This is a genomic window from Vibrio diabolicus, assembly GCF_011801455.1.
GTDB classification, from domain to species: Bacteria; Pseudomonadota; Gammaproteobacteria; order Enterobacterales; family Vibrionaceae; genus Vibrio; species Vibrio diabolicus.
The window spans coordinates 2,286,668-2,311,312 of record NZ_CP042451.1; the positions used below are offsets into that span (position 1 = coordinate 2,286,668).

Annotated in this window: 28 protein-coding genes and 1 tRNA gene; 21 read left to right on the forward strand and 8 right to left on the reverse strand. The window is 45.9% G+C overall.

Annotation, left to right across the window (positions count from 1 at the left end):
• Positions 1-27 precede the first annotated feature (27 nt).
• Positions 28-426: a hypothetical protein gene (locus tag FR741_RS10815; RefSeq protein ID WP_005390458.1), complete on the reverse strand. Its 399-nt coding sequence runs from the start codon at positions 424-426 to the stop codon at positions 28-30.
• A 77-nt stretch (positions 427-503) separates the two neighbouring features.
• Here FR741_RS10815 and FR741_RS10820 point away from each other — a divergent pair, with 77 nt between their 5' ends.
• From FR741_RS10820 to FR741_RS10900, 17 genes are read left to right on the forward strand one after another with little or no spacing between them, the layout of a single operon-like run.
• The gene (locus FR741_RS10820) at positions 504-1,232 is read left to right on the forward strand and encodes a beta-ketoacyl synthase chain length factor (RefSeq protein ID WP_167426786.1); all 729 of its coding nucleotides are present in this window, start codon (positions 504-506) and stop codon (positions 1,230-1,232) included.
• Entirely contained in the window at positions 1,229-1,996 is a 768-nt protein-coding gene (locus FR741_RS10825; RefSeq protein ID WP_047009495.1) for a lysophospholipid acyltransferase family protein, read from the forward strand. Before FR741_RS10820 ends, FR741_RS10825 begins: the two co-directional genes overlap by 4 nt.
• 13 nt (positions 1,997-2,009) lie before the next feature.
• Complete coding sequence (locus tag FR741_RS10830; protein ID WP_005382278.1) at positions 2,010-2,270, forward strand: phosphopantetheine-binding protein; 261 nt, start codon at positions 2,010-2,012, stop codon at positions 2,268-2,270.
• A gap of 15 nt (positions 2,271-2,285) precedes the next feature.
• Positions 2,286-2,543 carry an acyl carrier protein gene (locus tag FR741_RS10835; protein ID WP_005382279.1) on the forward strand — a complete coding sequence of 86 codons (258 nt, stop codon included), beginning with the start codon at positions 2,286-2,288 and terminating at the stop codon, positions 2,541-2,543.
• Positions 2,543-3,103, forward strand: coding sequence for a COG4648 family protein (locus FR741_RS10840; RefSeq protein WP_161443470.1), 561 nt, complete (start codon positions 2,543-2,545; stop codon positions 3,101-3,103). The genes FR741_RS10835 and FR741_RS10840 overlap by 1 nt, the downstream gene beginning before the upstream one ends.
• 4 nt (positions 3,104-3,107) lie before the next feature.
• The gene (locus FR741_RS10845; protein WP_167426787.1) at positions 3,108-4,508 is read left to right on the forward strand and encodes an AMP-binding protein; all 1,401 of its coding nucleotides are present in this window, start codon (positions 3,108-3,110) and stop codon (positions 4,506-4,508) included.
• 10 nt (positions 4,509-4,518) lie between these two features.
• Positions 4,519-4,887 carry an ApeI family dehydratase gene (locus FR741_RS10850; protein ID WP_167426788.1) on the forward strand — a complete coding sequence of 123 codons (369 nt, stop codon included), beginning with the start codon at positions 4,519-4,521 and terminating at the stop codon, positions 4,885-4,887.
• Positions 4,880-6,586 carry a glycosyltransferase family 2 protein gene (locus FR741_RS10855; protein WP_167426789.1) on the forward strand — a complete coding sequence of 569 codons (1,707 nt, stop codon included), beginning with the start codon at positions 4,880-4,882 and terminating at the stop codon, positions 6,584-6,586. Before FR741_RS10850 ends, FR741_RS10855 begins: the two co-directional genes overlap by 8 nt.
• On the forward strand, positions 6,570-8,123 hold the full coding sequence (locus FR741_RS10860) for an HAL/PAL/TAL family ammonia-lyase (RefSeq protein WP_167426790.1): 1,554 nt from the start codon (positions 6,570-6,572) through the stop codon (positions 8,121-8,123). The genes FR741_RS10855 and FR741_RS10860 overlap by 17 nt, the downstream gene beginning before the upstream one ends.
• Entirely contained in the window at positions 8,123-8,569 is a 447-nt protein-coding gene (locus FR741_RS10865) for an acyl-CoA thioesterase (RefSeq protein WP_005388315.1), read from the forward strand. Before FR741_RS10860 ends, FR741_RS10865 begins: the two co-directional genes overlap by 1 nt.
• A complete protein-coding gene (locus FR741_RS10870) occupies positions 8,569-9,189 on the forward strand; it encodes a LolA family protein (RefSeq protein WP_017634795.1) in 621 nt (206 codons plus the stop codon). The genes FR741_RS10865 and FR741_RS10870 overlap by 1 nt, the downstream gene beginning before the upstream one ends.
• A complete protein-coding gene (locus tag FR741_RS10875) occupies positions 9,161-11,503 on the forward strand; it encodes an MMPL family transporter (RefSeq protein ID WP_167426791.1) in 2,343 nt (780 codons plus the stop codon). Before FR741_RS10870 ends, FR741_RS10875 begins: the two co-directional genes overlap by 29 nt.
• Entirely contained in the window at positions 11,500-12,111 is a 612-nt protein-coding gene (locus tag FR741_RS10880) for a DUF3261 domain-containing protein (RefSeq protein WP_104974349.1), read from the forward strand. Before FR741_RS10875 ends, FR741_RS10880 begins: the two co-directional genes overlap by 4 nt.
• A 20-nt stretch (positions 12,112-12,131) precedes the next feature.
• A complete protein-coding gene (locus tag FR741_RS10885; protein WP_167426792.1) occupies positions 12,132-13,319 on the forward strand; it encodes a beta-ketoacyl-[acyl-carrier-protein] synthase family protein in 1,188 nt (395 codons plus the stop codon).
• Positions 13,312-13,776: a hotdog family protein gene (locus FR741_RS10890; RefSeq protein WP_047009504.1), complete on the forward strand. Its 465-nt coding sequence runs from the start codon at positions 13,312-13,314 to the stop codon at positions 13,774-13,776. Before FR741_RS10885 ends, FR741_RS10890 begins: the two co-directional genes overlap by 8 nt.
• Positions 13,773-14,498: a 3-oxoacyl-ACP reductase FabG gene (fabG, locus tag FR741_RS10895; RefSeq protein ID WP_167426793.1), complete on the forward strand. Its 726-nt coding sequence runs from the start codon at positions 13,773-13,775 to the stop codon at positions 14,496-14,498. The genes FR741_RS10890 and fabG overlap by 4 nt, the downstream gene beginning before the upstream one ends.
• Positions 14,495-15,718: a beta-ketoacyl-ACP synthase gene (locus FR741_RS10900; protein ID WP_167426794.1), complete on the forward strand. Its 1,224-nt coding sequence runs from the start codon at positions 14,495-14,497 to the stop codon at positions 15,716-15,718. The genes fabG and FR741_RS10900 overlap by 4 nt, the downstream gene beginning before the upstream one ends.
• Before the next feature lie 45 nt (positions 15,719-15,763).
• Here the strand turns inward: FR741_RS10900 and FR741_RS10905 are convergent, their stop codons facing one another.
• Together FR741_RS10905 and FR741_RS10910 are read right to left on the reverse strand one after the other, a co-directional pair.
• A complete protein-coding gene (locus tag FR741_RS10905; protein WP_048626525.1) occupies positions 15,764-16,354 on the reverse strand; it encodes a membrane lipoprotein lipid attachment site-containing protein in 591 nt (196 codons plus the stop codon).
• A 109-nt stretch (positions 16,355-16,463) separates the two neighbouring features.
• Positions 16,464-16,540, reverse strand: a tRNA-Arg gene (locus FR741_RS10910).
• Positions 16,541-16,743: 203 nt separating this feature from the next.
• On the opposite strand from FR741_RS10910, the gene folD reads away from it, so the two are divergent.
• Positions 16,744-17,604: a bifunctional methylenetetrahydrofolate dehydrogenase/methenyltetrahydrofolate cyclohydrolase FolD gene (gene folD, locus FR741_RS10915; protein WP_005396027.1), complete on the forward strand. Its 861-nt coding sequence runs from the start codon at positions 16,744-16,746 to the stop codon at positions 17,602-17,604.
• Positions 17,605-17,671: 67 nt separating this feature from the next.
• On the opposite strand, the gene FR741_RS10920 is transcribed toward folD, so the two are convergent.
• The 4 genes from FR741_RS10920 to FR741_RS10935 all read right to left on the reverse strand — a co-directional run bounded on the left by FR741_RS10920 (position 17,672) and on the right by FR741_RS10935 (position 21,466).
• On the reverse strand, positions 17,672-18,871 hold the full coding sequence (locus FR741_RS10920) for a NupC/NupG family nucleoside CNT transporter (protein WP_031780514.1): 1,200 nt from the start codon (positions 18,869-18,871) through the stop codon (positions 17,672-17,674).
• Between the two features lie 257 nt (positions 18,872-19,128).
• Complete coding sequence (locus FR741_RS10925) at positions 19,129-20,073, reverse strand: LysR family transcriptional regulator (protein WP_005396032.1); 945 nt, start codon at positions 20,071-20,073, stop codon at positions 19,129-19,131.
• 91 nt (positions 20,074-20,164) lie between these two features.
• Positions 20,165-21,136 (reverse strand): lytic murein transglycosylase, encoded by a 972-nt coding sequence (locus tag FR741_RS10930; protein WP_167426795.1) that lies wholly within the window; start codon positions 21,134-21,136, stop codon positions 20,165-20,167.
• A gap of 48 nt (positions 21,137-21,184) precedes the next feature.
• On the reverse strand, positions 21,185-21,466 hold the full coding sequence (locus tag FR741_RS10935) for a YcgL domain-containing protein (RefSeq protein WP_005382303.1): 282 nt from the start codon (positions 21,464-21,466) through the stop codon (positions 21,185-21,187).
• Between the two features lie 197 nt (positions 21,467-21,663).
• Here FR741_RS10935 and minC point away from each other — a divergent pair, with 197 nt between their 5' ends.
• The 3 genes from minC to minE are packed head-to-tail and all read left to right on the forward strand — an operon-like array spanning position 21,664 to position 23,422.
• Positions 21,664-22,326, forward strand: a complete 663-nt coding sequence (minC, locus tag FR741_RS10940; RefSeq protein ID WP_005382304.1) for a septum site-determining protein MinC — start codon at positions 21,664-21,666, stop codon at positions 22,324-22,326.
• A gap of 17 nt (positions 22,327-22,343) precedes the next feature.
• Positions 22,344-23,156, forward strand: coding sequence for a septum site-determining protein MinD (minD, locus tag FR741_RS10945; protein ID WP_005388331.1), 813 nt, complete (start codon positions 22,344-22,346; stop codon positions 23,154-23,156).
• 2 nt (positions 23,157-23,158) lie between these two features.
• Positions 23,159-23,422 carry a cell division topological specificity factor MinE gene (gene minE, locus FR741_RS10950; protein WP_005396037.1) on the forward strand — a complete coding sequence of 88 codons (264 nt, stop codon included), beginning with the start codon at positions 23,159-23,161 and terminating at the stop codon, positions 23,420-23,422.
• Between the two features lie 78 nt (positions 23,423-23,500).
• On the opposite strand, the gene rnd is transcribed toward minE, so the two are convergent.
• Entirely contained in the window at positions 23,501-24,619 is a 1,119-nt protein-coding gene (rnd, locus tag FR741_RS10955; RefSeq protein ID WP_082244853.1) for a ribonuclease D, read from the reverse strand.
• Positions 24,620-24,645: the final 26 nt, after the last annotated feature.

Consider the following 24,645-nt stretch of genomic DNA (forward strand, 5'->3'; position numbering starts at 1 on the left):
GGAAAAACCTAACTGCAATTAATATTTTTATTGTTTAGACTGAGAGCCTAACAATGCAATAGCTCGTTGAATATCAACATTCAAGTTGTTTATCCAACGATTGTAATTGCGATGGATTTTGCCATCACTGGCTTTTAGATTTACTGAGTTGAGATAAATAATTGAGTAATATTTGTTGTTATATGGAATTTTTACTTCTGCAAAGTGTTTACGAACGTGAATTTTTGCAATAAGAACGCCTGGGCTTACTTCTTCAATCGTCCAACCTCGGTTGGTTGCCGATTGCACAATGGCCATTTTTACTTGTTTATTTTGAAGATCATAAGCAACTGGAGTATCCTCCACATTCATTACAGGTTGTACTCGTCCACAACCGACAAGAAGCAAAGTTAATAATAACGAGACATACAGCTTAAAACGCGACATGATAATTTCCTTTTTTATTATGACTTTGGGTAAAACCCAATTTGTATCGAGCTGTAAAATAAACAATTTAACCCAATATGCCAAACTCGAAGATCAACATTTCGTTCAATATTGATGCGTGGACTGCGAATTCATTCGGTTTATCCGAATCCAATGAATGGAAACAATGGGCAACAGAGATAAAATGGCCAGAAGATGGCAAAATCAATGTTGCGGATATTCCTGCGATGATGCGCAGAAGAATGAGTCCACTTAGCAAACTGGCAGTGCAAACGGCAATCGAATTACTTAATCAACATCAGGTTGATTACCTCGTATTTTCGAGTCGTCATGGCGAATTGCATCGCAGTGTTGCGTTAGTTAAAGATATTATTAACGGAGAAGAAGCGTCTCCGATGGCTTTTTCTCAGTCCGTGCATAATACCGCCGCAGGGCTTGCCACTATTGCAACCAAACAGCCCATCCCCCTAACTTCGATCGCTGCGGCAGAAAACACATTCCAAAGTGCAATATTAGAAGCATGGCTGTTTTTGTCCGACAATCCTGATAAAAAAGTGCTGCTTGTTGACTTTGATGAGCCTATGCCTGACTCTTATTTAGAATATGAAAACCAACAATACCAAGGGTTTGGACTCGGTTTGATACTTTCTCATGGAGATGGCTTCACGGTGCAAAGCGGCATCAGTGCAAAATGCTCAAACCACCCGTTGCCACAAGGCCTAGCGTTTTTGCAACACTACTTGTTAGATGAAAATCAGTGGACTATTCACGCTCCGAAACAAATTTGGGAATGGCACAAGCAATGAGTCGCTTAAATCAGTATTGGCGTGTGCTAGCAACCGGCTTTTGTTTTTCAGTATTTGGGTTAGGTGGTTTAACACTGAGCTTCATTGTTATTCCGACCATTCGTATTTTCGTTTCGGATCAAACCGAACGTGAATATAAAGTTCAAGGTGCCATTCGATATTCATTCAACACCTTTTGTAAATTGATGAAGTTAAGTGGAGCAATCGATTACGAAATTATTGGTGCCGATATTCTTCAACAAGATCGTAATTGTTTAATTGTTGCCAACCATCCTAGTTTAATCGATTACGTTCTCATTGCTTCACAATTAAATCGCTGCGACTGTTTAGTAAAATCGGCGATATGGTCGAATCCTTTTATGAAGCACATCGTAAAAGCAGCCGGATATATTCCCAATGAAGCGCCGGATGATTTATTAGCACTTTGTGATGAACGATTTAACAAAGGCAACGTGTTGCTTATATTTCCTGAAGGGACAAGAACAACACCAGGTGTAGAACCAAAATTACAACGCGGCGCAGCACAAATTGCGGTAAGAACAGAACGAGATTTAAGGGTTGTCCATATTACGGTAACGCCAAGTTTCCTCACAAAAGAGAAAAAATGGTATCAAGTACCGGCAACAAAGCCTTTTTTCAGGGTTGAAGTTAAGGATAAAGTTGAGATTGACCCTTTTATAAAGCAAACTACGTCGCCGACAATAGCGGCGCGACGCTTACAACAGCACCTAGCTGAAAACATTTTTCCAGAAAACTTTTATTAATAAGCAGGTCCCAGTGGAACAGTTACACAACGACATTAAGCAACTTATTATTGATGCTTTAAACCTTGAAGATTTAACCGTAGATGATATTGAAACGGATGCACCACTTTTTGGTGATGGACTTGGCTTAGATTCTATCGATGCACTTGAGCTTGGACTCGCAATTAAAAAACAATACAACATCGTTATTGATGCCGACGACTCAAACACGCGCGAACACTTTGCTTCTGTAGCAAACCTAGCGAAATACGTTTCTTCTCAAACTAATGAATAAGTTGTAGGTATATTCATGACTGATGTAAATAAAGATCAAGTATTTGAACAAGTTAAAGATGCGCTTGTTGAGCTGTTCGAAATTGACGCAGCCGACATTCAGTCAGATGCGCACTTATACCAAGATCTCGACCTTGATAGCATTGACGCCGTTGATTTGGTCGTACACCTACAGAATGTCACTGGCAAAAAAATCAAGCCAGCAGAGTTTAGTGCTGTAAGAACCGTTGACGATGTGGTTAACGCCGTCACTGAGTTATTGAAGGAAAGTTAATGCGCCAATTGCTGACTGGTCTGTCTGCAATTGTACTGTTTGCCTACCCCTTCGCCGTCTATTTCGGTATAGATAAATTTGGCTTGAACTTAGTCGGGGGCTTGTTAATTGCTGCGTTACTTTTGCGTGTTTTCATCGCAAATAAGACCCCACTAAAAGAGTTTAAATTCTTGGCGCTCGCTACGGGCGCTGTTGGCATTGTTCTAATTACACTTGGCATGGTGTTTAAACAACACGGGTGGCTTCAGTTTTACCCTGTGGTTGTCAATGTATGTATGCTGTGTGTCTTTGGACTGAGCTTAAAACAGCCGCAATCAATCATTGAAAGGCTTGCTCGCTTGCAAGAGCCTGACCTTCCGGCTAGTGGCGTGGCTTACACACGCAAAGTCACGATGGTTTGGTGCGTTTTTTTTACGCTTAACGCTGCCGTTGCACTCTATACCTGTTTCCTACCAGTAAAAATATGGACGCTTTATAACGGCCTCATCAGCTACTTACTTGCTGGTGGCTTGTTCGCTGGAGAATGGATCGTGCGTCAATTTGTTCGAAAGGAACACTAATCGTATGAATACAACGTATTCGAGCTTTACCTCCCTAGCGACCTTGTTCGTCGCAGAAAGGTCTGAGCAATCCCCTGTCTCTTACGATCGCGACACAGTTATCACTTGGGGTGATTTCCAGCAGCACGTCGCAACACTTGCTCAGAAGTTAGAAACCCAGCCAATGCAAAACATTGCGTTGTGTTTTGGCAACAGCTACCTGTTTGCCGTTGGCTTTTTTGCTTGTTGCCACGCAGGAAAATCCATTGTATTGCCTGGTAATTACCAACCAGAAGCACTCAAAGAACTCAGTGAGCACTACGATTTATTGCTGCACGATGCCGATGTCTCTGTTCCAGAACAGGTGAGTTCACTCCTAGTAAAAGCTCAATCATTGGTAGACATCACCTTGATTCACGAGCAACAGGTAGACCAACCTTATGTTTGGCGTGAATTGAATCTGGCACAAATACCAGTGACGCTATTCACTTCTGGTTCAAGCGGCAAACCAAAAGCCATTGCAAAAACGCTGAAACAGCTCGATATCGAAGTGTCTATTCTAGAAAACCTATGGGGCGACACGGTTGCCAACACACGCGTTGAAAGCACCGTTTCCCATCAACACATTTACGGCTTGCTGTTCCGCGTATTGTGGCCTTTGTGCTCTGCACGTCCATTTTCAGCACGCAACCTCGAATTCCCTGAGCAAATTGTCCATCACGCCGATGCTGACACCACGCTAGTAAGCAGCCCTGCGTTACTAAAACGACTCAGTGAAGAGCACAATCCGGTTGCGATTCGGTGCGTATTTTCTTCTGGTGGCCCCCTGCCAAACCAAGCCGCACAACACAGCCAGCTGTTGTTTGGGTCACTTCCTACTGAAGTTTTTGGCAGCACAGAAACCGGCGGCATCGCTTACCGTCAGCAGCACGTAGCCAGCACTCCTTGGACGTTATTCCCAGGTGTTGAAGCAAAGCTTAACCATGAAAATTGTTTAAAGCTCCGCTCGCCACACATTGATGAAAACACTTGGTACCAAACTGCGGATGAATGCTATTTCCATGATAGTATTTCTTTTGAATTGCGTGGACGCACTGACCGAATCGTCAAAGTCGAAGAAAAGCGTATTTCCCTTGTCGAAGTGGAAAAACGTTTAGAGCAACTGCCGTGGGTTCAAGAAAGCGTGGTTATCCCAATGGAAGAATCTGGTCGCCTCACGTTAGTCTCGATCATCGTACTTAACGATAAAGGCGGTGATGTGCTTAATGAACTCGGTAAAGGCAAGTTTTGGCTTGAGCTTCGCAAGGCTCTGCGCAATTGGCTAGAGCCGATCGCTATCCCGAGAAAATTCAGAGTGGTCGACGAAATTCCATTGAACAGCCAAGGCAAACGCCAAGTTGCTGAAATTGAAAAACTATTCCAATAAAGCTAGTAACATGGAAAAAAGAAAACCAACTATTCAGAATATTGAAGTGAGCGACCACACCGCGGAGCTATCGCTGCGTGTGAATGCTGACATCTTAGATTTCCAAGGTCATTTCAGTCACTTCCCTCTTTTACCCGGCGTCACTCAAATTGATTGGGCGCTGTTCTACGCCGTTCAACATTTGAATACTCCCAAGGTATTTAAAGGAATGGAAGTCATCAAATTTCAAGAGCCGATTCTGCCAAACGCCGACGTTTGCCTCTCACTCTCTTGGGACAATGAGCGTGAGAAATTGACCTTTAAGTACACATCGAAAAGCGGTGAAACCTTGGTGACTCACTCTTCAGGCAAAATGAAACTGGGTGAGTCACGTGAGTGATTACCGTCCCTGCTTTTTAATTCCTTGCTACAACCACGGCAGCACAATTGCAGACGTGGTGGCGTCGTTATCCTCTTTCGCTTTGCCAGTGCTGGTCGTGGACGACGGCAGCAATGAAGACACCAAACAAGCGCTTTCAGCGTTGAGTGAGCAAGGGCTGATAAAACTGATTAGTTTGAGTGAAAACCAAGGCAAAGGTGGCGCGGTGATGGCTGGCCTACATCAAGCTCACCAGCTTGGTTTTACGCACACCATTCAAATCGACGCAGACGGTCAACACGACCTAGAAGCATTGCCGAAGTTGCTCAGCGCCAGCAAAACAAAACCAGATAACCTGATTTCGGGCCAACCGATATACGACGAGAGCGTACCTAAATCCCGTTTGTATGGTCGCTACGCTACGCACGTTTGGGTGTGGATAGAAACCTTGTCACTGTCTATCAAAGACAGCATGTGCGGTTTTCGCGCCTACCCAGTGGCGAAAACGGTCGCCGTGTTGAACAAGTACAACATCGGCAAACGCATGGATTTTGATATCGAAATTCTGGTGCGAATGTACTGGGAAGGCGTCGATATTGCTTTTGTTCCAACGCGCGTGATCTACCCTGAAGGTGGCATTTCCCACTTCGACGCATTGTGGGATAACGTCAAGATAAGCTGGATGCACACTCGCCTATTTTTTGGCATGTTGCCACGCATTCCTTCGCTACTCGCCAGAAAGCGCCGTCATACAGACGACAGCAATGCCCACTGGTCGAAACGAAAAGAACAAGGCACGATTTTAGGCATCAAAACCTTACTCGCGGTTTACCGCTTGTTCGGCAGAAAAGCGTTCGACCTGATTTTGAAGTTAGTCATGCGCTACTACCACTTCACGGGTAAATCTGCCCGCGAAGCGTCTGAGATTTACCTGCAAAACTTGCAGTACTACGCAGAGCAGCAGAACATCGCACTGCCAAAACAGTTGGACAGCTATCATCATCTGCTTTCTTTTGGGCAAACCATGCTCGACAAACTGGCAGCATGGCAAGGTGACTTTAACGTCGATAACCTAACCATTCACGGCCAACATCATTTCGAAGAGATGGCGCAGAAAAAACAAGGCGTGCTCATTTTAGGCTCGCACCTTGGCAATATCGAACTCTGCCGCGCGCTTGGTCGTCGACACTCTCATGTCAAAATCAATGCCTTGGTATTTACCCAACACGCTGAACAATTTAATGCGGTAATGAAGGCGGTAAACCCAAACTCGGAACTGAATTTGATTCAAGTCAGCTCAATGGGACCAGACACCGCGATTCTGCTTCAACAAAAAATCGAGCAAGGCGAATGGGTGGTGATCGTTGGCGATCGCACTTCTACCAGCAAAGAAAATCGTGTCGTTTGGGCAGATTTTCTTGGTAAACCAGCGCCATTTCCGCAAGGCCCATTCATGCTGGCCTCGGTATTAAAAGCGCCGGTTTATCTACTCTTCGGCCTACGCGACGATGAAGCAAACACTCCGCATTTTAATGTGTACTTTGAATACTTTAGTGACCAAATCACGCTACCGCGCAAGGAGCGTCAGCAGGCACTAGAACACGTTGTTCAACAGTACGCACACAGATTAGAACACCACACACTGCAAGCGCCGTTACAGTGGTACAACTTTTTTAACTTCTGGACTTTAAGTAATCAGCCACATGACAAACAACAATAATCACAACATCACTTTTGGTGCCCAATCTTTAACCATCGAAGATGTCGTTGCCATTGCTCAAGGTGCAAAGGCAAACATGAACACCTCGCCAGAATTTACCGCGAAAATTGATCGTGGCGTGGCGTTTCTGGAACGATTACTGAAAGAAGAAGGCGTTATTTACGGCGTGACTACGGGTTACGGCGATTCATGTACTGTGGCGATTCCACCCGCTCTTGTGGATGAACTTCCGTTGCACCTTACGCGCTTCCATGGCTGTGGCTTAGGTCAAATCCTTTCTCATAAGCAAGCTCGCGCGGTGCTGGCAACCCGTTTATGTTCATTGTCGCAAGGCGTATCTGGCGTGTCTCACGATCTGTTGAACCAAATCGTTACGCTTATCAATCACGATATTGCGCCGCGTATTCCACAAGAAGGCTCGGTGGGCGCAAGCGGCGATTTAACGCCTCTGTCTTACCTAGCGGCGACCTTAATTGGCGAGCGTGAAGTGCTTTACAAAGGCGATGTGCGACCAACACAAGAAGTATTTGCAGAGCTGGACATTGAGCCAATTCGCCTAAAACCAAAAGAAGGTTTGGCGTTAATGAACGGTACATCCGTGATGACTGCCCTCGCCTGTCTTGCCTACAAACGCGCAGAATACCTAGCTCAGCTATGCACCAAGATTACCGCGATGGTCTCTGTGGGTATGCAAGGTAATGACTTCCACTTTGATGAAGCGCTGTTTGCGGTAAAACCTCACCCTGGTCAACAGCAAGTTGCGGCTTGGCTGCGTGATGATCTTAATGCTGAACGTCCGCCACGCAATAGCGACCGACTGCAAGATCGCTACTCGCTGCGTTGCGCGCCACACGTAATTGGCATGGTGCAAGACTCACTGCCTTGGCTACGTCAATTGATCGAGAATGAACTAAATAGTGCCAACGACAATCCAATTATCGATGGCGACAACGAGCGCGTTCTGCACGGCGGTCACTTCTACGGTGGTCATATCGCAATGGCGATGGATACGTTGAAAGTGAACATTGCCAACTTAGCTGATTTGCTGGACCGTCAGATGGCGCAACTGATGGATTACAAGTTCAATAACGGCCTGCCGTTTAACTTAACTGGTGCAGAAGGCGAGCGTAAACCGATCAACCACGGCTTTAAAGCGGTTCAGATTGGTATCTCAGCTTGGACGGCAGAAGCGTTGAAAAACACCATGCCAGCGAGCGTTTTTTCTCGCTCAACCGAATGTCACAACCAAGACAAAGTGAGCATGGGCACCATTGCGGCTCGTGATTGCCTACGCGTACTTGAGTTAACAGAGCAAGTTGCTGCGGCTTCACTCCTAGCAAGCGTTCAAGCGGTTGAGATTCGTCGCCGTCATAACGAATTGGACGAACACCACATGAGTCAGAGTTTGCGAGTAATTCGTGACGCCGTACTGAGCGAGTTTGAATTTGTGATTGAAGATCGCCCGTTAGAACAAGATTTGCGTCATTTCATTGAACGCATTCAGCAACGTCATTGGCCACTCTACGTGGAGGTATAATGCAAGAGCAGGTTCTCTACCCATTAGAAGCGGAGGTGACTATGGTCACCTCTTTTCAAGATGCTGACCCGATGGGCGTGATTTATCACGGCAACTTCTTTCGATATTTTGAAGAAGCGCGTCGTGTGCTGATGGAGAAGATCCAATACAGCTATCGCGATATGCAAGACTCTGGGTATATGTGGCCGATCATCGACACACGCGTTAAATACGTGAAGGCGATTCCGTTTAATCACACCATTCGCATTACCGCGCAACTCACGGAGTGGGAAAACCGCTTGCGTGTGGATTACGTGATTTACGACGCCGAAACGAATCAACGTATGTGCAAAGCGCATACAACGCAAGTCGCCGTATCCATTGAAAAGCAAGAGATGTGCTTTGTTTCTCCAGCAGTCTTTTTAGATAAAGTAGAGCAATGGCACAACCATGGGAGCCTGAACTAATGCAAAAGTGGTTACTCTCTTTTTTGTTGATATTTTCTGTTCCAGCACTGGCCACACCGACAGCAAACGTAACGGATTTGGCATCGCTTCAACAGCAGTTGTCTCAGCATGAAATCGTACGCGGAGATTTTACGCAGCAGCGTCATCTGGAAATGTTTAGTCAACCTTTAACCTCTAAAGGTCAGTTCACACTGAGCAAAACACATGGCTTGTTGTGGCAACAAACTGAACCTTTCGCAGTCAATTTGGTATTGACGGAAAACAAACTTCGTCAGACTTTTGCCGACCAAGCTCCGAAAACGATCTCTGCAGAAGAAAACCCAATGGCGTTCTACTTTAGCCATGTGTTTTTATCCGTGTTCCACGGGGATACTTCTGCACTGCAAGAACAATTCACACTCGATTTTTCAGTTGAGAACAATCAATGGCAGCTCGTTTTAGTGCCAAAACAGTCGCCATTAAATGCGGTGTTTCAATCCATCACTCTTTCCGGTAAAACGCACATTGATCGCCTAACCCTACAAGAGCTGCGTGGCGATAAGACCGAAATCACGTTTACGAACCAGACCTCTCTACCTCAGGAACTCACGGATGCCGAAGACGCTCAATTCCGTTTCTAAACTCAGTCTCAGCACTCACTCCTTTGCTCTGGTTTGGCTCAATCTCGTTGTTTTAGCGGGCGCGTTGCTACTCAAACAATGGGTTTGGAGTGCAGAGTCTCCGATTGAGACCAACATTTTAAAACTGCTGCCGAAGAACCAACAAAACCCGGTGGCTGAGCAAGCCTTTGAGTCGGTCTCGGCAAGTATGAGTGACAAAGTCATTTTCGTGATCACAGCACCGGACAAAAATGCCCTTTTTGCAGCGGCCGCTGAATTTGATAAGGGGTTGCGTCAGAGTAATCATTTTCGCGATGTGGTGGGAAAGATCTCACCTCAAGAACAGCAAGCTTGGGCAAGTTACTACTTTAAGCACCGCTTCCAATTGCTGACACCTGAACAACGAGAGCGTTTAAGCCAAAATCCAGAACAGCAAGTGCAGCATGTGATTCAGTCGCTGTACAACCCGTTTTCTGGGGTGACTGGGCAAGAGTTACAAAATGACCCTTTCTTGCTATTTCGGGATTATCTAAGCCAAGTTATCCAGCAATCGTCCTCTTTCCGGTTGGATAACGGCTATCTGTCCGTCGAAAAAGACGGTGCTCAATACTTGCTTATTACTGCCGAGCTAAAAGACTCGCCTTATAGCCTAACTGGGCAGCTTGCCGTCCCTGATATTCAAGCGCTAGAACAAAGCGTCGCGCAGAAATATGGCGCTGAAGTCTCACATACAGGCGTTCTATTTTACGCCGACTTTGGTACGCAAAGTGCCAAATCGGAGATCAGTACCATCGGTGTGTTCTCTCTGCTCGGTATCATTGCATTGTTCGTGTTGGTCTTTCGTAGTGTGATGCCACTGTCTCTGGCACTGCTTTCCATCACCATTGGTTTGCTCGTTGCGTTGTCCGTTACGACGTGGATTTTTGGAAAAGTCCATCTGTTCAGCTTAGTGTTTGGCGCAAGTTTAATCGGTGTGTCTATCGACTACGCATTCCACTACCTAACCGAGCGCCTTGCGGCGGGAAATGAATGGGATAGCGAGCAAGGGTTAAAGCATATTTTCATAGCTATCACACTGGGCTTAATCACCAGTTTGATCGGCTATTTGGGCATGTTGGTGGCACCGTTTCCTGGTTTGCAGCAGCTTGCGCTGTTTTCATCCATTGGTCTGATTGCCGCTTACATCACCGTGGTGGCTTGGTATCCGATACTGGCTCGTAACCCATCGCGATCAATTTCGAACTTACCAGGACAATCACTGTTGGCGAAATGGTTAACGCTTTGGAATCAACCTCGAATTAAAGTCGGATTACCGATGTTATGTGTGGTTGCGAGTGGCTTTTTCTTGCTGCAATTGAACTACGATGACGACATTCGTCTGCTGCAAACGATGCCGAACGATCTCAAGCAGCAAGAAACCTTGATTACGACGCTCAGTGGCATGCAATCTTCGCAGCAAATGTTGGTCGTTACCGCCGACGATGACGAAAACCTAATGAAAAAGCTGGAGTCTTTGACGCCAACATTAGAAGCGTGGAAAGCGGACAGCACCATCGAAAGCTACCAGAGTCTGAGTCGCTACTTGAGCTCAGTGGAGCGTCAGCAACAAGACTATCAATTGATACGCGATCTTTACGCGACACAATCCAGCCCACTTGCATCCGGACTGCGCTTAAATAAAAAGCCGAAAATGGACGCCGACTTTATCCCTGTTACGGTTGAACAGTACTTGCAAAACCCGGTATCAGCGCCTGTACGTTTTCTTCATTTGGGTAAAATTAAAGGAAAATCGGCAACGGTTGTGGTGTTAAACCAATTGCAAGACTCCGCTGTTGTTAAGGCATTTGCCAAATCACAGTCTGATGTTGTTTACCTAAACAAAGCTGAAGAAATATCCGCCCTATTTGGTGAATACCGAATCAAAATCATGGAGCTATTGGTAGCCGCCAGTGCTGTGATCTTTCTGGTATTAATCAAGCGGTACGGTCTGCAACACAGTTGGCGAGTTTTACTGCCATCATTGATTGCTTGCGCGTGTGGTCTGGCAACTGCTGTCGCGATGGGAACAACGTTAAACCTGTTCAACTTGCTTGGCTTGGTGCTCATTCTTGGGATCGGAATCGATTACACTCTGTTCTTTGCCGAGAAAGCCCGCAGCGTGAGCACACTATTGGCGATCACCCTTTCGGCAATAACCACTGTGCTGTCATTTGGGTTGCTGTCACTAAGCCAAACTCACGCGATTCACAGTTTCGGCATTACGGTGTTAAGTGGTATTTTTGTCGCTTGGCTGCTCTCTCCGATTGCGATTAAAACAGAGGAAACGACGTCATGATTTTTAACCATGCTTTTCGCTGCGCGACGTTAATCGCACTGAGTCTGTTTTTAAGTGCATGTAGCTTGGTACCTCACCAATCGACGCCTCAGGTCGATATTGCCGAGCACACCCAAGTTAGCTTGCCCACTCCCGCCAGCTTGGGTTATCAGTTGACGGCCAGTCAGTTGATTACGGCTTCTTGGGCAATAGATGGCAAACCCACATCTGAGCAACTTCCGGTACAACTGCAAGTGACCAACAACGAAGTGGTGCTGGCAGGCTTCTCATCCTGGGGGACGAGAGTACTCTCACTGTCTTACGATGGAGAACAAATTCAAACCGAAGTGCTCAACGGTTTACAAGGTTCGCTACCGCAGCCAGAACAGGTATTATTTAACCTGATGATCACGCTCTGGCCGAGTTCCGCTTGGGAAGGATCGTTAAATGAGGTAAGGTGGCGAATTATTGATAAAAATAATTCTCGCGTCATCTTTGATAGCGACGGTGAAAAGATCATTGAGATTCAATACGGCTCTTCTAACAAGTTAGAGGGTAAGATTGATTTTCATCACCTCAAACATCAGTTTTCAATTTCTATTCAAACACTGCAACATCAGATTAATTAAGAACAATTTAGAATAACAATATGCCTATTCGCTCTTCTCAACCTTTGTATATTCAGGCCTGTGGCTTTCACTCTGCCATGGGACAAGATGACGCCATCATCCACCAGTGTTTATCAGGAGCGAAACCATCCAACATGGTGGTTGACCAAGATATTTTAAATTCAGGCCGCCAAACCGTAATCGGTCGAATTGCACAGACGTTACCGCAATTACCGACCGCACTCAGCCAGTTTGATACGAGAAACAACCGCCTCGCACTTTCGGCTTTGCAGCAAATCGAAAGCGACGTGCGTGAAGCCATGGCTAAATATGGTCGTGACCGTATCGCAGTCGTGATCGGCACCAGCACGTCTGGCATTTCAGATGGCGAAATCGCATTTGGCGAAAAGCTGGCAAATGGTGAGTTTCCCGCCGACTACCATTACACCAAACAAGAACTTGGCAACTGCAGCGATTTTATTGCCGCCTACTTTGATTTGAGCGGCCCACATTACTCAGTTTCCACCGCTTGCTCTTCTAGTGGTCGCGTCTTTTTAACCGCGCAACGCCTGATTCGCTCTGGCATTGTTGATGCGGTCATTGTAGGTGGTGTGGATACCATTTGTCGCCTAACGCTAAACGGCTTTAACGGTTTAGAAGCTCTATCCGATACCCTTTGTAAGCCGTTTGACCAACATCGCAACGGCATCAATATCGGCGAAGCCGCAGCATTAATGTTGCTAAGCAAAACACCTGCGCCCGTTGCTCTTCTCGGAGCTGGCGATAGCTCAGACGCGCACCACATTTCCGCACCACACCCAGAAGGGTTAGGCGCAGAAGAAGCGATGAAAAAAGCGTTGGCCAATGCAGGACTTACAGCGCAAGACATTGGTTACATCAACGCGCATGGCACAGCAACGCCGTTAAACGATGCGATGGAAAGCAAAGCCATTCATCGCTGCTTTGGAGACTCCGTTCCCGTAAGCTCGACAAAGCCACTCACCGGACACACATTAGGCGCAGCAAGTGCAACGGAAGCCGCGATCGCTTGGCATATTCTCAAGTACAACCTTGATTTGCCAATACAACACTGCGAAACCAAGGCAGACGATATCCATATATCGTTAGTTGAGACGCCAACCAAACTGGGTAACAAAGCGATTCTCAGCAACTCTTTTGCTTTTGGTGGCAATAATATTAGTCTTATTTTTGGTTACGCTCATGACTAAACTTCCTCCCATCGAACAACTTTTGCCACACGACAAACCAATGATCTTGGTTGATCGTGCTTTGGATGTTCAACAAGATACGATTCACTGCCAGGTTGATATCGTAGAACACAACCCGTTCTTCGACTCAGCCTCTCAAACTGTGCCAGCTTACGTTGGCATTGAGTTTATGGCGCAATCTGTCGCGGCGTGGTCTGGTTACCACGCATTAATGAAAGAACAAGCGCCACCGATTGGCTTTTTGCTTGGTAGCCGTCGATACACGTCTGAATGCGATGCGTTTTCTCGCGGACAGGTGCTCGATGTGTATGCTGAAAAAGTTATGGAAGATAACGGTATGGCGGTTTTTTCAGCCCGTATTGAGCTACAAGGAACTGTTGTAGCGACTTGCCAATTGAACGTTTACGTTCCATCAGAAGAAAAATTACAAGAAATGAAAATCAGGAGTCAACAATGACCCGACAAGTCCTCGTTACAGGTGCCAGCAAAGGCATCGGTAAAGCCATTGCCGTTCAATTAGCCAAAGATGGTTTCCAAGTCATTGTCCATTACATGGGCGATCAACAAGGCGCGCAAGACACCCTAAACACCATCGAACAGCATGGTGGTAGCGGTCGTCTTATCCAATTCGACATCAGTGACCGCGCAGATTGCCGAGAGAAACTAGAGGCCGATATCGCCGCACACGGCGCTTACTATGGCGTCGTGAACAACGCTGGCATCACAAAAGATACCGCTTTCCCTGCGATGACCGAAGAAGAATGGGATGGCGTGATCCATACCAACCTAGATAGCTTCTACAACGTTCTTCACCCTTGTGTTATGCCTATGGTGCAAAAGCGCAAAGGCGGTCGAATTGTTACCCTTGCATCAGTATCTGGCCTGATGGGTAACCGTGGTCAAACCAACTACAGCGCAGCAAAAGCGGGCGTAATTGGTGCGACAAAATCACTCGCACTTGAACTGGCAAAACGCAAAATCACCGTTAACTGCGTTGCACCGGGACTTATCGACACAGGCATGGTAGACGAACACGTAAAAGAACACGCGATGCCGCAAATTCCTTTGCGCCGCATGGGAGAGCCAGAAGAAGTTGCTGGTTTAGTCAGTTACCTTATGTCTGACATCGCAGGCTATGTAACTCGCCAAGTCATTTCGGTAAACGGAGGCCTAGTATGAGCCGTCGAGTTGTTGTAACCGGAATGTCGGGTGTGACTGCGTTTGGTAACGATTGGCAATCTGTCGAACCAAAACTGCGTGACTGCCAGAACGCGACGCAATACATGCCTTCTTACGAACAGTATGATGGCTTGAACACCAAGCTCGCGGCACCCATTTTAGATTTTGATCTGCCAAAGCACTACAAGCGCAAACAAGTACGTGGCATGGGGCGAGTTTCCAAATTAGCGACCGTCGCAACAGAAAACGCACTAAGCCAAGCAGGCTTGATTGGTAACGACGTGCTAACCAACGGTCAAACGGGTATCGCATACGGCTCATCAACAGGCAGTACCGACGCAATCGGCGCATTTGGTGTCATGCTGAATGAGAAAACCACTAAAGCGATCACCGCAACGACTTACGTGCAGATGATGCCGCACACTACGGCAGTGAACGTTGGTCTATTTTTCGGTTTGAAAGGCCGAGTGATCCCAACCAGCAGTGCATGTACCTCTGGCAGCCAAGCAATCGGCTATGCCTACGAAGCGATCAAACACGGCTACCAAACGGTCATGGTTGCTGGTGGCGCTGAAGAACTGTGCCCAACGGAATCCGCTGTCTTCGATACCCTTTTTGCCACCAGTCTGAAAAATGAAGACCCGAAAAGCACACCAAGACCTTATGACTCCGATCGCGATGGTTTGGTGATTGGTGAAGGTGCGGGAACGCTGGTTCTGGAAGAGTACGAACACGCCGTCGCTCGTGGCGCGAAAATCTATGCAGAAATCATCGGTTTTGCCAGCAACTGTGATGCCGCACACGTCACTCAACCACAGATGGAAACCATGCAAATCTGTATGGAAATGGCTTTGCAAAACGCGGGCATTCCAGCTGAGAAGATCGACTATGTATCTGCTCACGGCACTGCCACCGACCGCGGCGATATTGCGGAAAGCAACGCAACAGCGAATGCTCTGGGCAAAGTGCCAATAAGTTCACTCAAGAGCTACTTTGGCCACACACTAGGCGCCTGTGGCGCGATTGAAGCGTGGCTAGGTTTAGAAATGATGCACACAGGCTGGTTCAACCCAACGCTCAACCTAAAAAACCTCGACGAGCAATGTGGTGATTTAGACTACATCGCCGGACAAGGCCGAGAGCTGGACGTGAAATATTTGATGAGTAACAACTTCGCCTTTGGCGGCATCAACACCTCCATCATCTTTAAAAAGATGTAATGCCCTTAATAAATGCAAAAGCGCTGGTTAACCAGCGCTTTTTTGTTAGTTGAAGGCAACTGAACGGTGCTTGCAACGATAGATATCAGCAGAAACAGATGTTGGAGTTTGTCCTTCAGACTCAATAATATTAGTCACATGATATCGATTACCACCCGCCATGTAGACTTGGTTAGACAACTCATCAAAAAGAGAGCCTTTCTGGCTTTCTGATACAACTTTGTTTCCAATCACTTTGCACTCATTGTTTTCGACTTCTGCAAACGAGATGGGTTGAACTTCATTTGCACCAGGTAGTAATTTAACTTTCTCAGCTTCTAAACTGATTTTGGCAACCTGGCAGTCATAAAGCTCCGCAACAACACTAGATGGGCGTCCACGGCTAGTATCTAGAACAGTTGCGATATGGTACCGGTTTCCACCAGATGCGTAAGTTTGATTCTTAAGTATACGATCTACATTGTTTGGATGAACATCCTCGATCGTGTAAGAGTCAACCATTCTGCAATTAAGGTTTTTAATTGCAATATCAGTAATTGGGGTAATATTTATAGCTTGGGGTAAAACACGAACTTTGCGTGTGACACACCCACTTAAAAGAGTAACAATCAATGCAGTAAAAATTATTTTTTTCATGAGTTTAAGCATCAAAATAAAGCTCATGTAACAGAGCTAAGTTAATACATTTGAGACAAGATCGACAAAGCCCCGACAACTCAAAGAGTTATCGGGGCTTTTGAATAAATGGCACGCCCTATTGGATTCGAACCAATGACCACATCCTTAGAAGGGACGTGCTCTATCCAGCTGAGCTAAGGGCGCGCTACAGGGACAGGATTATACGAGTTCAAACGGGTAAATCAACGGGTTTTCATAACATTCTGATCTGAATGCCTAAAAAAAGTCCATCAAAACGCTTAATGTTCAAAAACACCACAAAGCAAACGTTTGCGTATGGATGTTAATAAGAAATTCTGCGACAATGCGCCGCAGATAATTTGCCTTCTTAATTTATAAGGAAAGTCATGACTGCTCAAAATATAGACGGAACTCTCATTTCCCAAACTGTTCGCTCCGAAGTGGCTGCACGTGTTAAAGCACGTGTTGAAGCTGGGCTACGTGCTCCTGGTTTAGCAGTGGTTCTAGTTGGTGAAGATCCTGCTTCTCAGGTTTATGTCGGTAGCAAACGCCGCGCATGTGAAGAAGTTGGGTTTGTTTCTAAGTCTTTTGACCTTCCTGCGTCTAGCTCAGAAGAAGAGTTACTAGCGCTGATTGATGAATTAAACAACGATGATGAAATTGACGGCATTCTAGTGCAATTACCCCTTCCTGCGGGCATCGACACAACACATGTTTTAGAGCGCATTCACCCAGAGAAAGACGTGGATGGCTTCCACCCTTACAACGTTGGTCGTCTTGCACAACGTATTCCAAAGCTTCGCTCTTGCACGCCAAAGGGCATCATTACCCTACTAGACCGTTACAACATAGAGCTTCGTGGCAAACATGCTGTTGTGGTTGGTGCATCAAACATTGTTGGCCGTCCTATGACACTTGAGCTGCTGCTTGCGGGCTGTACAACGACAACATGTCACCGTTTTACCAAAGACCTAGAGAGTCATGTGCGTCAAGCTGACGTTGTCGTAGTTGCGGTTGGTAAGCCAAACTTCATCCCTGGAGAGTGGATTAAGAAAGGTGCAGTGGTTATCGATGTCGGCATTAACCGTCTTGATTCAGGCAAGCTAGTTGGCGACGTGGAATACGATAAAGCACGTGAAAGTGCGAGCTTTATTACTCCTGTCCCTGGTGGTGTTGGCCCAATGACCGTCGCAAGCTTAATTGAGAACACGATGCTCGCTTGCGAGCAGTTCCACACAGACAAATAACGTAAACTTCAGATACGAAAAAGGCTCCGCAAGGGGCCTTTTTGCTAATTTTAGGTATCTCTTTCAATTACAGGCTTAAAATCACGCCCGCAATCGAAGCGCTCATTAAGTTCGCCATGACACCAGCGATAATCGCACGGAAACCATGTTTAGAAACAAATGCACGCTTTTCAGGTACCAATGAGCCCAACCCACCAATCAGCATCGCCATGCTTGAGATGTTTGCAAAGCCACACAAAGCAAACGTCACGATTGCTTGTGAGTGTTCACTAAGTTGAGATTTCACTTCTGCAAGCTGGATGAAAGCGACGAACTCATTCACCACAATCTTATTACCAATCAGCGAGCCTGCTGTGGTTGCTTCTTGCCATGGTACACCTAATAACCAAGCGACAGGTGCGAATACATAACCTAGGATCAGCTCGAAGCTTAGTGGCGTCCCAACAAGATCACCAATCCAACCTAGCATGCCGTTTAACATTGCAATGACACTGATGAAAGCCAATAGCGTACCACCTACCGATACAGCAATGCGTACACCCGCCATTGCACCATCGGCTAATGCTTCTACTACGTTGGTTGCACGTGGAATTTCAACTTGGCTAATGTCGATATCTGCTGCTTTATCCGTATCTTCTGGCATTAAAATTTTTGCCATCAGCAAGCCCGCAGGTGCCGACATAAATGCAGCAGCGATCAGGTAGTTAAGGTCAACGCCCAGTGACGCGTAACCGACCAACGTTCCACCAGCAACAGAAGCCAAACCACCTGTCATCACCGCAAAGAACTGCGAGTCGGTCATGTGCTTTAGGTATGGCTTTACCATTAATGGCGCTTCAATGGTGCCAACAAAAATATTCGCCGTTGCAGACAAAGACTCCGCACGACCGATACCCAGCAGCTTTTGAATACCGCCACCGATAAAGTTGATGATTTTTGGCATCACACCAATGTGATAAAGACCTGAGATAAGAGAGGAAAAGAAAACGATGATACCCAGAACATTGATCGCAAAGGTGAAGCCCCCTGTCGCCAAATTACCGAATAAAAACGCAATGCCCTCTTGACCATAGTTGATCAAATTCGACACTACGCTGCTCACTGAATTCAGCGCATCTCGTCCTGCTGGTACATATAAAACCAACAACGCAAACAGTACCTGCAAAGCAAACGCAAACGACACTGTTCTCAGCTTTATATTTTTTCTATTTGTAGAAAGTAGCCATGCTACGAATAGTATGGCTACGATACCAATAATTGAGTTCATAAAATGAATCCGACAGAAGGGGGATATGGAAGGCACCGGATTGTATAGCGGACTCAAAATGCTGCAAGTTGAGGATGTTAACAGTGTGAAAAGTTTAAGCGCCCAATAATTGACCTTAATTATAAGGCATTGAATTATATAAATATAAACGTTTGCTTATTTTTATTATTTCTATATGGAAAAGATGTTTCTAGTTCTGGAAAAATTTTTGTGAAGTGAATCACCTTATGTGCCGTTCAATAACGTCATTGATCCTGTTACTTAGGAATAGATATGTAAGGCGCTAGACGTTGATCCCAATGACACGGGTTACCGATCTTCTGTTTGATGAAGTTAATCACTGCGGATATTTTTTTGGGCATATGTTGGCGGCTTGGATACACCGCATAAAACGGCATCGACTGGCTTGCTTTCCAGTCCGGTAACAACTGTATTAACTTACCCGTTCTAAACTCATCACCCAGTAAGTAAGTGGCAAGGTAGGCAATGCCCCAACCTGCAATGGCTGCATCCCGAACGGCTTCAGCCAGATCCACTGAATAGTTACCCGAGACTTTTACGTTCAATTCTTGCTGATCTTTGGTAAACGCCCACCCCGTATAGTCGCGCTCCCAGCTTCTGTATATAAGGCAGTTATGAGAAGACAAATCATCCGGCTCTGTTGGCGTATCATGTTTCAATAAGTAATCTGGTGATGCCGCTACAACAAACTGGCAATCCGTCAAACGCTGCGCAATGTAGCCTTCAGGTAAATGCTCGTTGTTGGTTACCCATAAATCGAGCCCTTCGGCTAACATATCGACCTTATAGTCAAACAGATGTACTTCCACTTGAAGTTGAGGATAAAGTTCGCGTAACTCTTGAATCGCTGGGATAATGTGTAAGGTACCAAATGATTGCGACAATCCAAGACGTACCAAACCTGCCACTTCATCCCGCTGGGTCTCCATCTCTAATGTGGCGCTGCTCACCGCTTGTACCACTTGCTCACAGTGATGAAAAAAGGTTTTCCCTGCCTCAGTCGGCGTAAAGCTTCGCGTAGTGCGTTGAACAAGCTTGATACCAAGAGACGCTTCTAGCTGACTCAACTGCTTACTCACATGAGACACCGACACGCCTAAGCTCTTTGCAGCCGCTGTGAAGCTTTTATGTTTAAGAAGAGCGGAGAAAATCACCATTTGTGCGGCACGTTCAGATAACACGCTTTACCTCGATTTGATTATAGGAAAAACAAAGGACTCCGAAGAGCCCTCATATTGAATACTGGATGCCAAGTGATTATTTGATAACAGCTCAGTATTTGATTCGGTCAGCCAAGTGACTCACGGCGAGTGCGAAGTAGTAAGAGCGGTTCCACTTCATCAGTACGTTGTAGTTATTGTAAACCAGATACGTACGACCATTTTCGTCGTCCGGCATGATCAACCATGCTTTGATGTCTTCATCCAGTTTTGGCAACGGACTACCGTCGTATTTTGTGATGCCAAGTTTGCTCCACTCCTGAAGGTATTTACCTTTTTCAGCTGTGCGCCCTTCTAAGCTGCGATCAATGCCTTTAGGAACTTTCACTTGGCGACCCCAAGTATATTTGTCATCCCAGCCGGACTTGCTCAAATAGTTAGCGGTTGATGCAAATACGTCGACTTCAGATTGCCAAATGTCTTTTTTACCATCCCCGTTGCCGTCAGCGGCAAAACGTAGGAAAGAGCTTGGCATAAATTGACACTGTCCCATCGCACCAGCCCAAGAACCTTTAAAATTATCTAGCTCGATATGGCCTTGATCGAGGATCTGCAATGCCGACATGGTCTCTTTACGGAAAAACTCTTCACGACGACCTTCAAATGCCATTGTCGACAACGCGTCAATCACTTTGAAGTTACCCGTAAATTTACCAAAGTTACTTTCTACACCCCACAGCGCCACGATAAAGCGAGGCTGCACACCGTACTCATCGCCTATACGCTTTAGCTCGGTGTAATGCTCTTTATAGAGTTGTCTTGCTTGCTTCACCTTCCATTCAGGCACCGCGCGAGGAATGTATTCATCCAACGTCAGTTTCTTCTCTGGCTGGTTTCGGTCCGCTTTTACTGCTCGAGGCTTGTACTCAACATTAGCAAAAGCAGCACTAATGACCTGCTCTGAGATACCTTTATCACGCGCTTCAGCACGCAGCTTATTCAAGTATTCATCGAAACCCTCGCTACTTGCAAAAGCCGAGGTACACACACCAACGCTAAGCATGGTAGCCAGTATTTTTTTCATATTGCCCTCCTTGAGCAAGGCAGAAATCCCAGATGAAAAACGATGACGTTATTCGCCTTTCTGCTGGGCTTTTTGTTCTTTGTACTTTTCTAGTAGGTTCTCCGGCGGAGGCGGAACCTGCAAAAAGAAGCCATCATTTTGCAATGAAGCCTTCACTTTTTCGATATCAACTTGTGCCAATTTACGGCCATCAAGTTTAATCGTCATAACAGCGATAGGCTTACCGAACATCTGCATTAAGGTGTCAGGAACCTGTGAAAAATCATCCTTTTTCGGAATATAGAGATAAGTACCTTCTTTTTTCGAGCTTTTATAAATAGAACAAAGCATGACACGCCTTTTATGCTGATTTAGCCGCGTTGAGTGCGGATTAGGTTGAAAACGTCAAATTCTCGCAAACTTAATAGCAAATTTGAGATTAATTCACCTATTTGCCCACGAGAGAACTTGCTGCGTCAAAGGATGAAATATAACATGACAGACCTAGTTTAAGGCAACGCTCTTTCAATAAAGGCAAGAAGTCCACGATGACCCATTCACCAGACCTTAAAGGTAGCAGTTTTACATTGTCAGTTTTACACCTTTCTGACAATGAGATCGCAAAGACTGTCGAATTTTTGCAAGAAAAAGTTTCTCAAGCACCTTCTTTTTTTGCATCCGCGCCTTTGGTAATCAATATAGCAAAAGTACAAGGCGACATTGATTTCCCTAAGCTTAAACAAGGCATCTCAGATGCTGGTTTTATTCCGGTCGGTGTAACGGGCTGTAAAGACAAGCGTGTACAAAATCTTGCTTCCGAAGCTGGCTTCGCCATTATGTCGGCGAGCAAATCACCAAGCCAAGCACCTGCCAAAATGGCGCCAACGAAAGTAGTTCGCACGCCTGTTCGATCAGGACAACAGATCTACGCGAAAGATGGTGATTTGGTGGTGTTAGCGCACGTAAGTGCTGGTGCTGAAGTCATCGCTGACGGCTCTATTCATATCCATGGCACACTTCGAGGCCGTGCGATTGCAGGCGCAAGTGGTCAGCAGGAAGCGCGTATTATTTGCCACGATTTACAAGCAGAACTGGTATCCATTGCGGGTGACTACTGGTTAAGCGATCAAATTGAAAGCGAGTACTGGCAAAAGAAAGTAATGATCAGTAAAGCCGATGAATCATTGCATTTAGAAGTTCTCGCGATTTAATCTAAAAAGGAAAAAAAATGGCACGCATTATTGTAGTAACGTCTGGTAAAGGTGGCGTTGGTAAAACCACTTCAAGCGCAGCCATCGCCTCTGGTCTAGCTCTGAAGGGAAAAAAGACCGCGGTGATCGATTTTGATATCGGTTTGCGTAACCTCGACCTAATCATGGGCTGTGAGCGCCGTGTCGTGTATGACTTTGTGAACGTCATTAACGGCGAAGCGACATTAAACCAAGCGCTGATCAAAGATAAGCGCACGGACAACCTATTCATTCTTCCTGCTTCTCAAACTCGTGATAAAGACGCACTGACAAAAGATGGTGTTCAGCGCGTATTCGGCGAACTTGATGAAATGGGCTTTGATTTCATTATTTGTGATTCACCAGCAGGTATAGAACAAGGCGCATTGATGGCCTTGTATTACGCAGATGAAGCCATTGTCACAACGAACCCAGAAGTCTCTTCTGTGCGTGACTCTGACCGCATTCTCGGTATTTTAGATTCTAAGTCACTGCGTGCAGAACAAGGGCTAGAGCCAGTAAAACAACACCTGCTACTGACTCGCTACAACCCATCTCGCGTCACTCAAGGCGAAATGCTAAGCGTTGAAGACGTAGAGGAGATCTTACATATTCCACTACTGGGCGTGATTCCAGAAAGCCAAGCCGTGCTTAACGCGTCAAACAAAGGTGTGCCAGTCACTTTTGACGATAACACCGATGCAGGTATGGCTTACTCTGACACCGTTGATCGCTTATTAGGCAATCAGGTTGAATTTCGTTTCCTTACTGAGGAGAAGAAAGGACTCTTTAAACGACTCTTTGGAGGCTAGACATGTCATTATTAGAATTTTTCCGTCCACAGAAGAAAACTTCTGCGAATCTAGCTAAAGAGCGTTTGCAAATCATTGTTGCTGAGCGCCGCAGCCAAAATGATCCAGCGCCTTCTTACTTACCTCAATTGAAAGAGGACATCTTGAAGGTGATCAGTAAGTACGTGGCAATTGATCCAAATATGGTTGACTTAACATTTGAGCACAAAGACGACGATATCTCAGTTCTTGAGCTCAATGTGAAGCTACCAGACGACGAGAAGTAAACCACTTTTCCTCACGAGATTGAATGCTCAGATTAGAATGAAAAAGGTTGGCACCGAGGCCAACCTTTTAATCTTTTATTACTTTAATGCTTTGTTCATCTTGTCGCCGAGCAGGTCCAAGCGCCAGCCCTGCATCAAGTCAGGCAACACTTCTGGATCGCGATCTTTTTTCCACACCCAACTGATCAGCTGATTAATCTGTTTTTTAGAAGCAAGGAACTCCGTCGCTAAGCCAGACTTCTGCGACGCCGATTTCACTATGTCTTTCATATTTTTGAAGACTTGTTTGTAACCTGGATAATCCATTAAGCGTTCAATTTTCGCTGGATACTCTTCAGAAGGTGTTTGCTTCGCTTGTTTAACAATCGCGGCAATCTTCGCGCCATGGCGGTTAATCGCTCGGATATCAATATCTTCCGCTTCCATCTTCTTAAAGTTCGTTAAGCCAAGACGAGCGACTGTTAATAGGTCACCTTCTTTGAAGATAAAGTTCAGCGCTAAATCTCGTTTGATTGCTTCACGATAACGCCACGTCGCCAATGGTTTTAAAATCGCCAGTTCAGAAGGTTTTAACTGCCAAGCACCTTTAATATCAAGGTAGGCATTCTCCTCATTAGTGACGCGAATGCGTTTTGAAACCAACAAATCACTTTCTTGTTGTACGGCTTCCCACCAACCTGCTTGCGTCACCTTATCGAACAGCTTTTCGTATAACGGTAATAAGTAATGCACGTCTGCAGCAGCATAATCTAATTGCTTTTGCGTCAACGGTCGAGCCATCCAGTCAGTACGTGATTCACTTTTGTCGAGCTCTACGCCTAAATATTCTTCCACCAGCGATGCGAAGCCTGTTGATAGACCGTGACCAAGAAAGGCCGCCATCAACTGTGTATCTACCATAGGGAATGGAGTGCAACCAAATGCGTTTTGGAAAACTTCTAAATCTTCACCACATGCGTGCAGCACTTTTAGCACAGAAGTATCTTTTAATAGCGCTACGAACGGCGTCATATCCGTTAATTCGGTCGGATCAATCAGCGAGAGGCGATTACCATCGAAAAGCTGAATCAGACCTAACTGCGGGTAGAAAGTGCGAATACGGACGAATTCGGTATCCAGCATCACTACATCTGCCTCTCGGGCGTGAATGCAAACTTCTTCTAGGTCTTTGTTTTTGGTAATAATTTGATAATTCACATACTTCTCGCTATAAAAAATGCCAG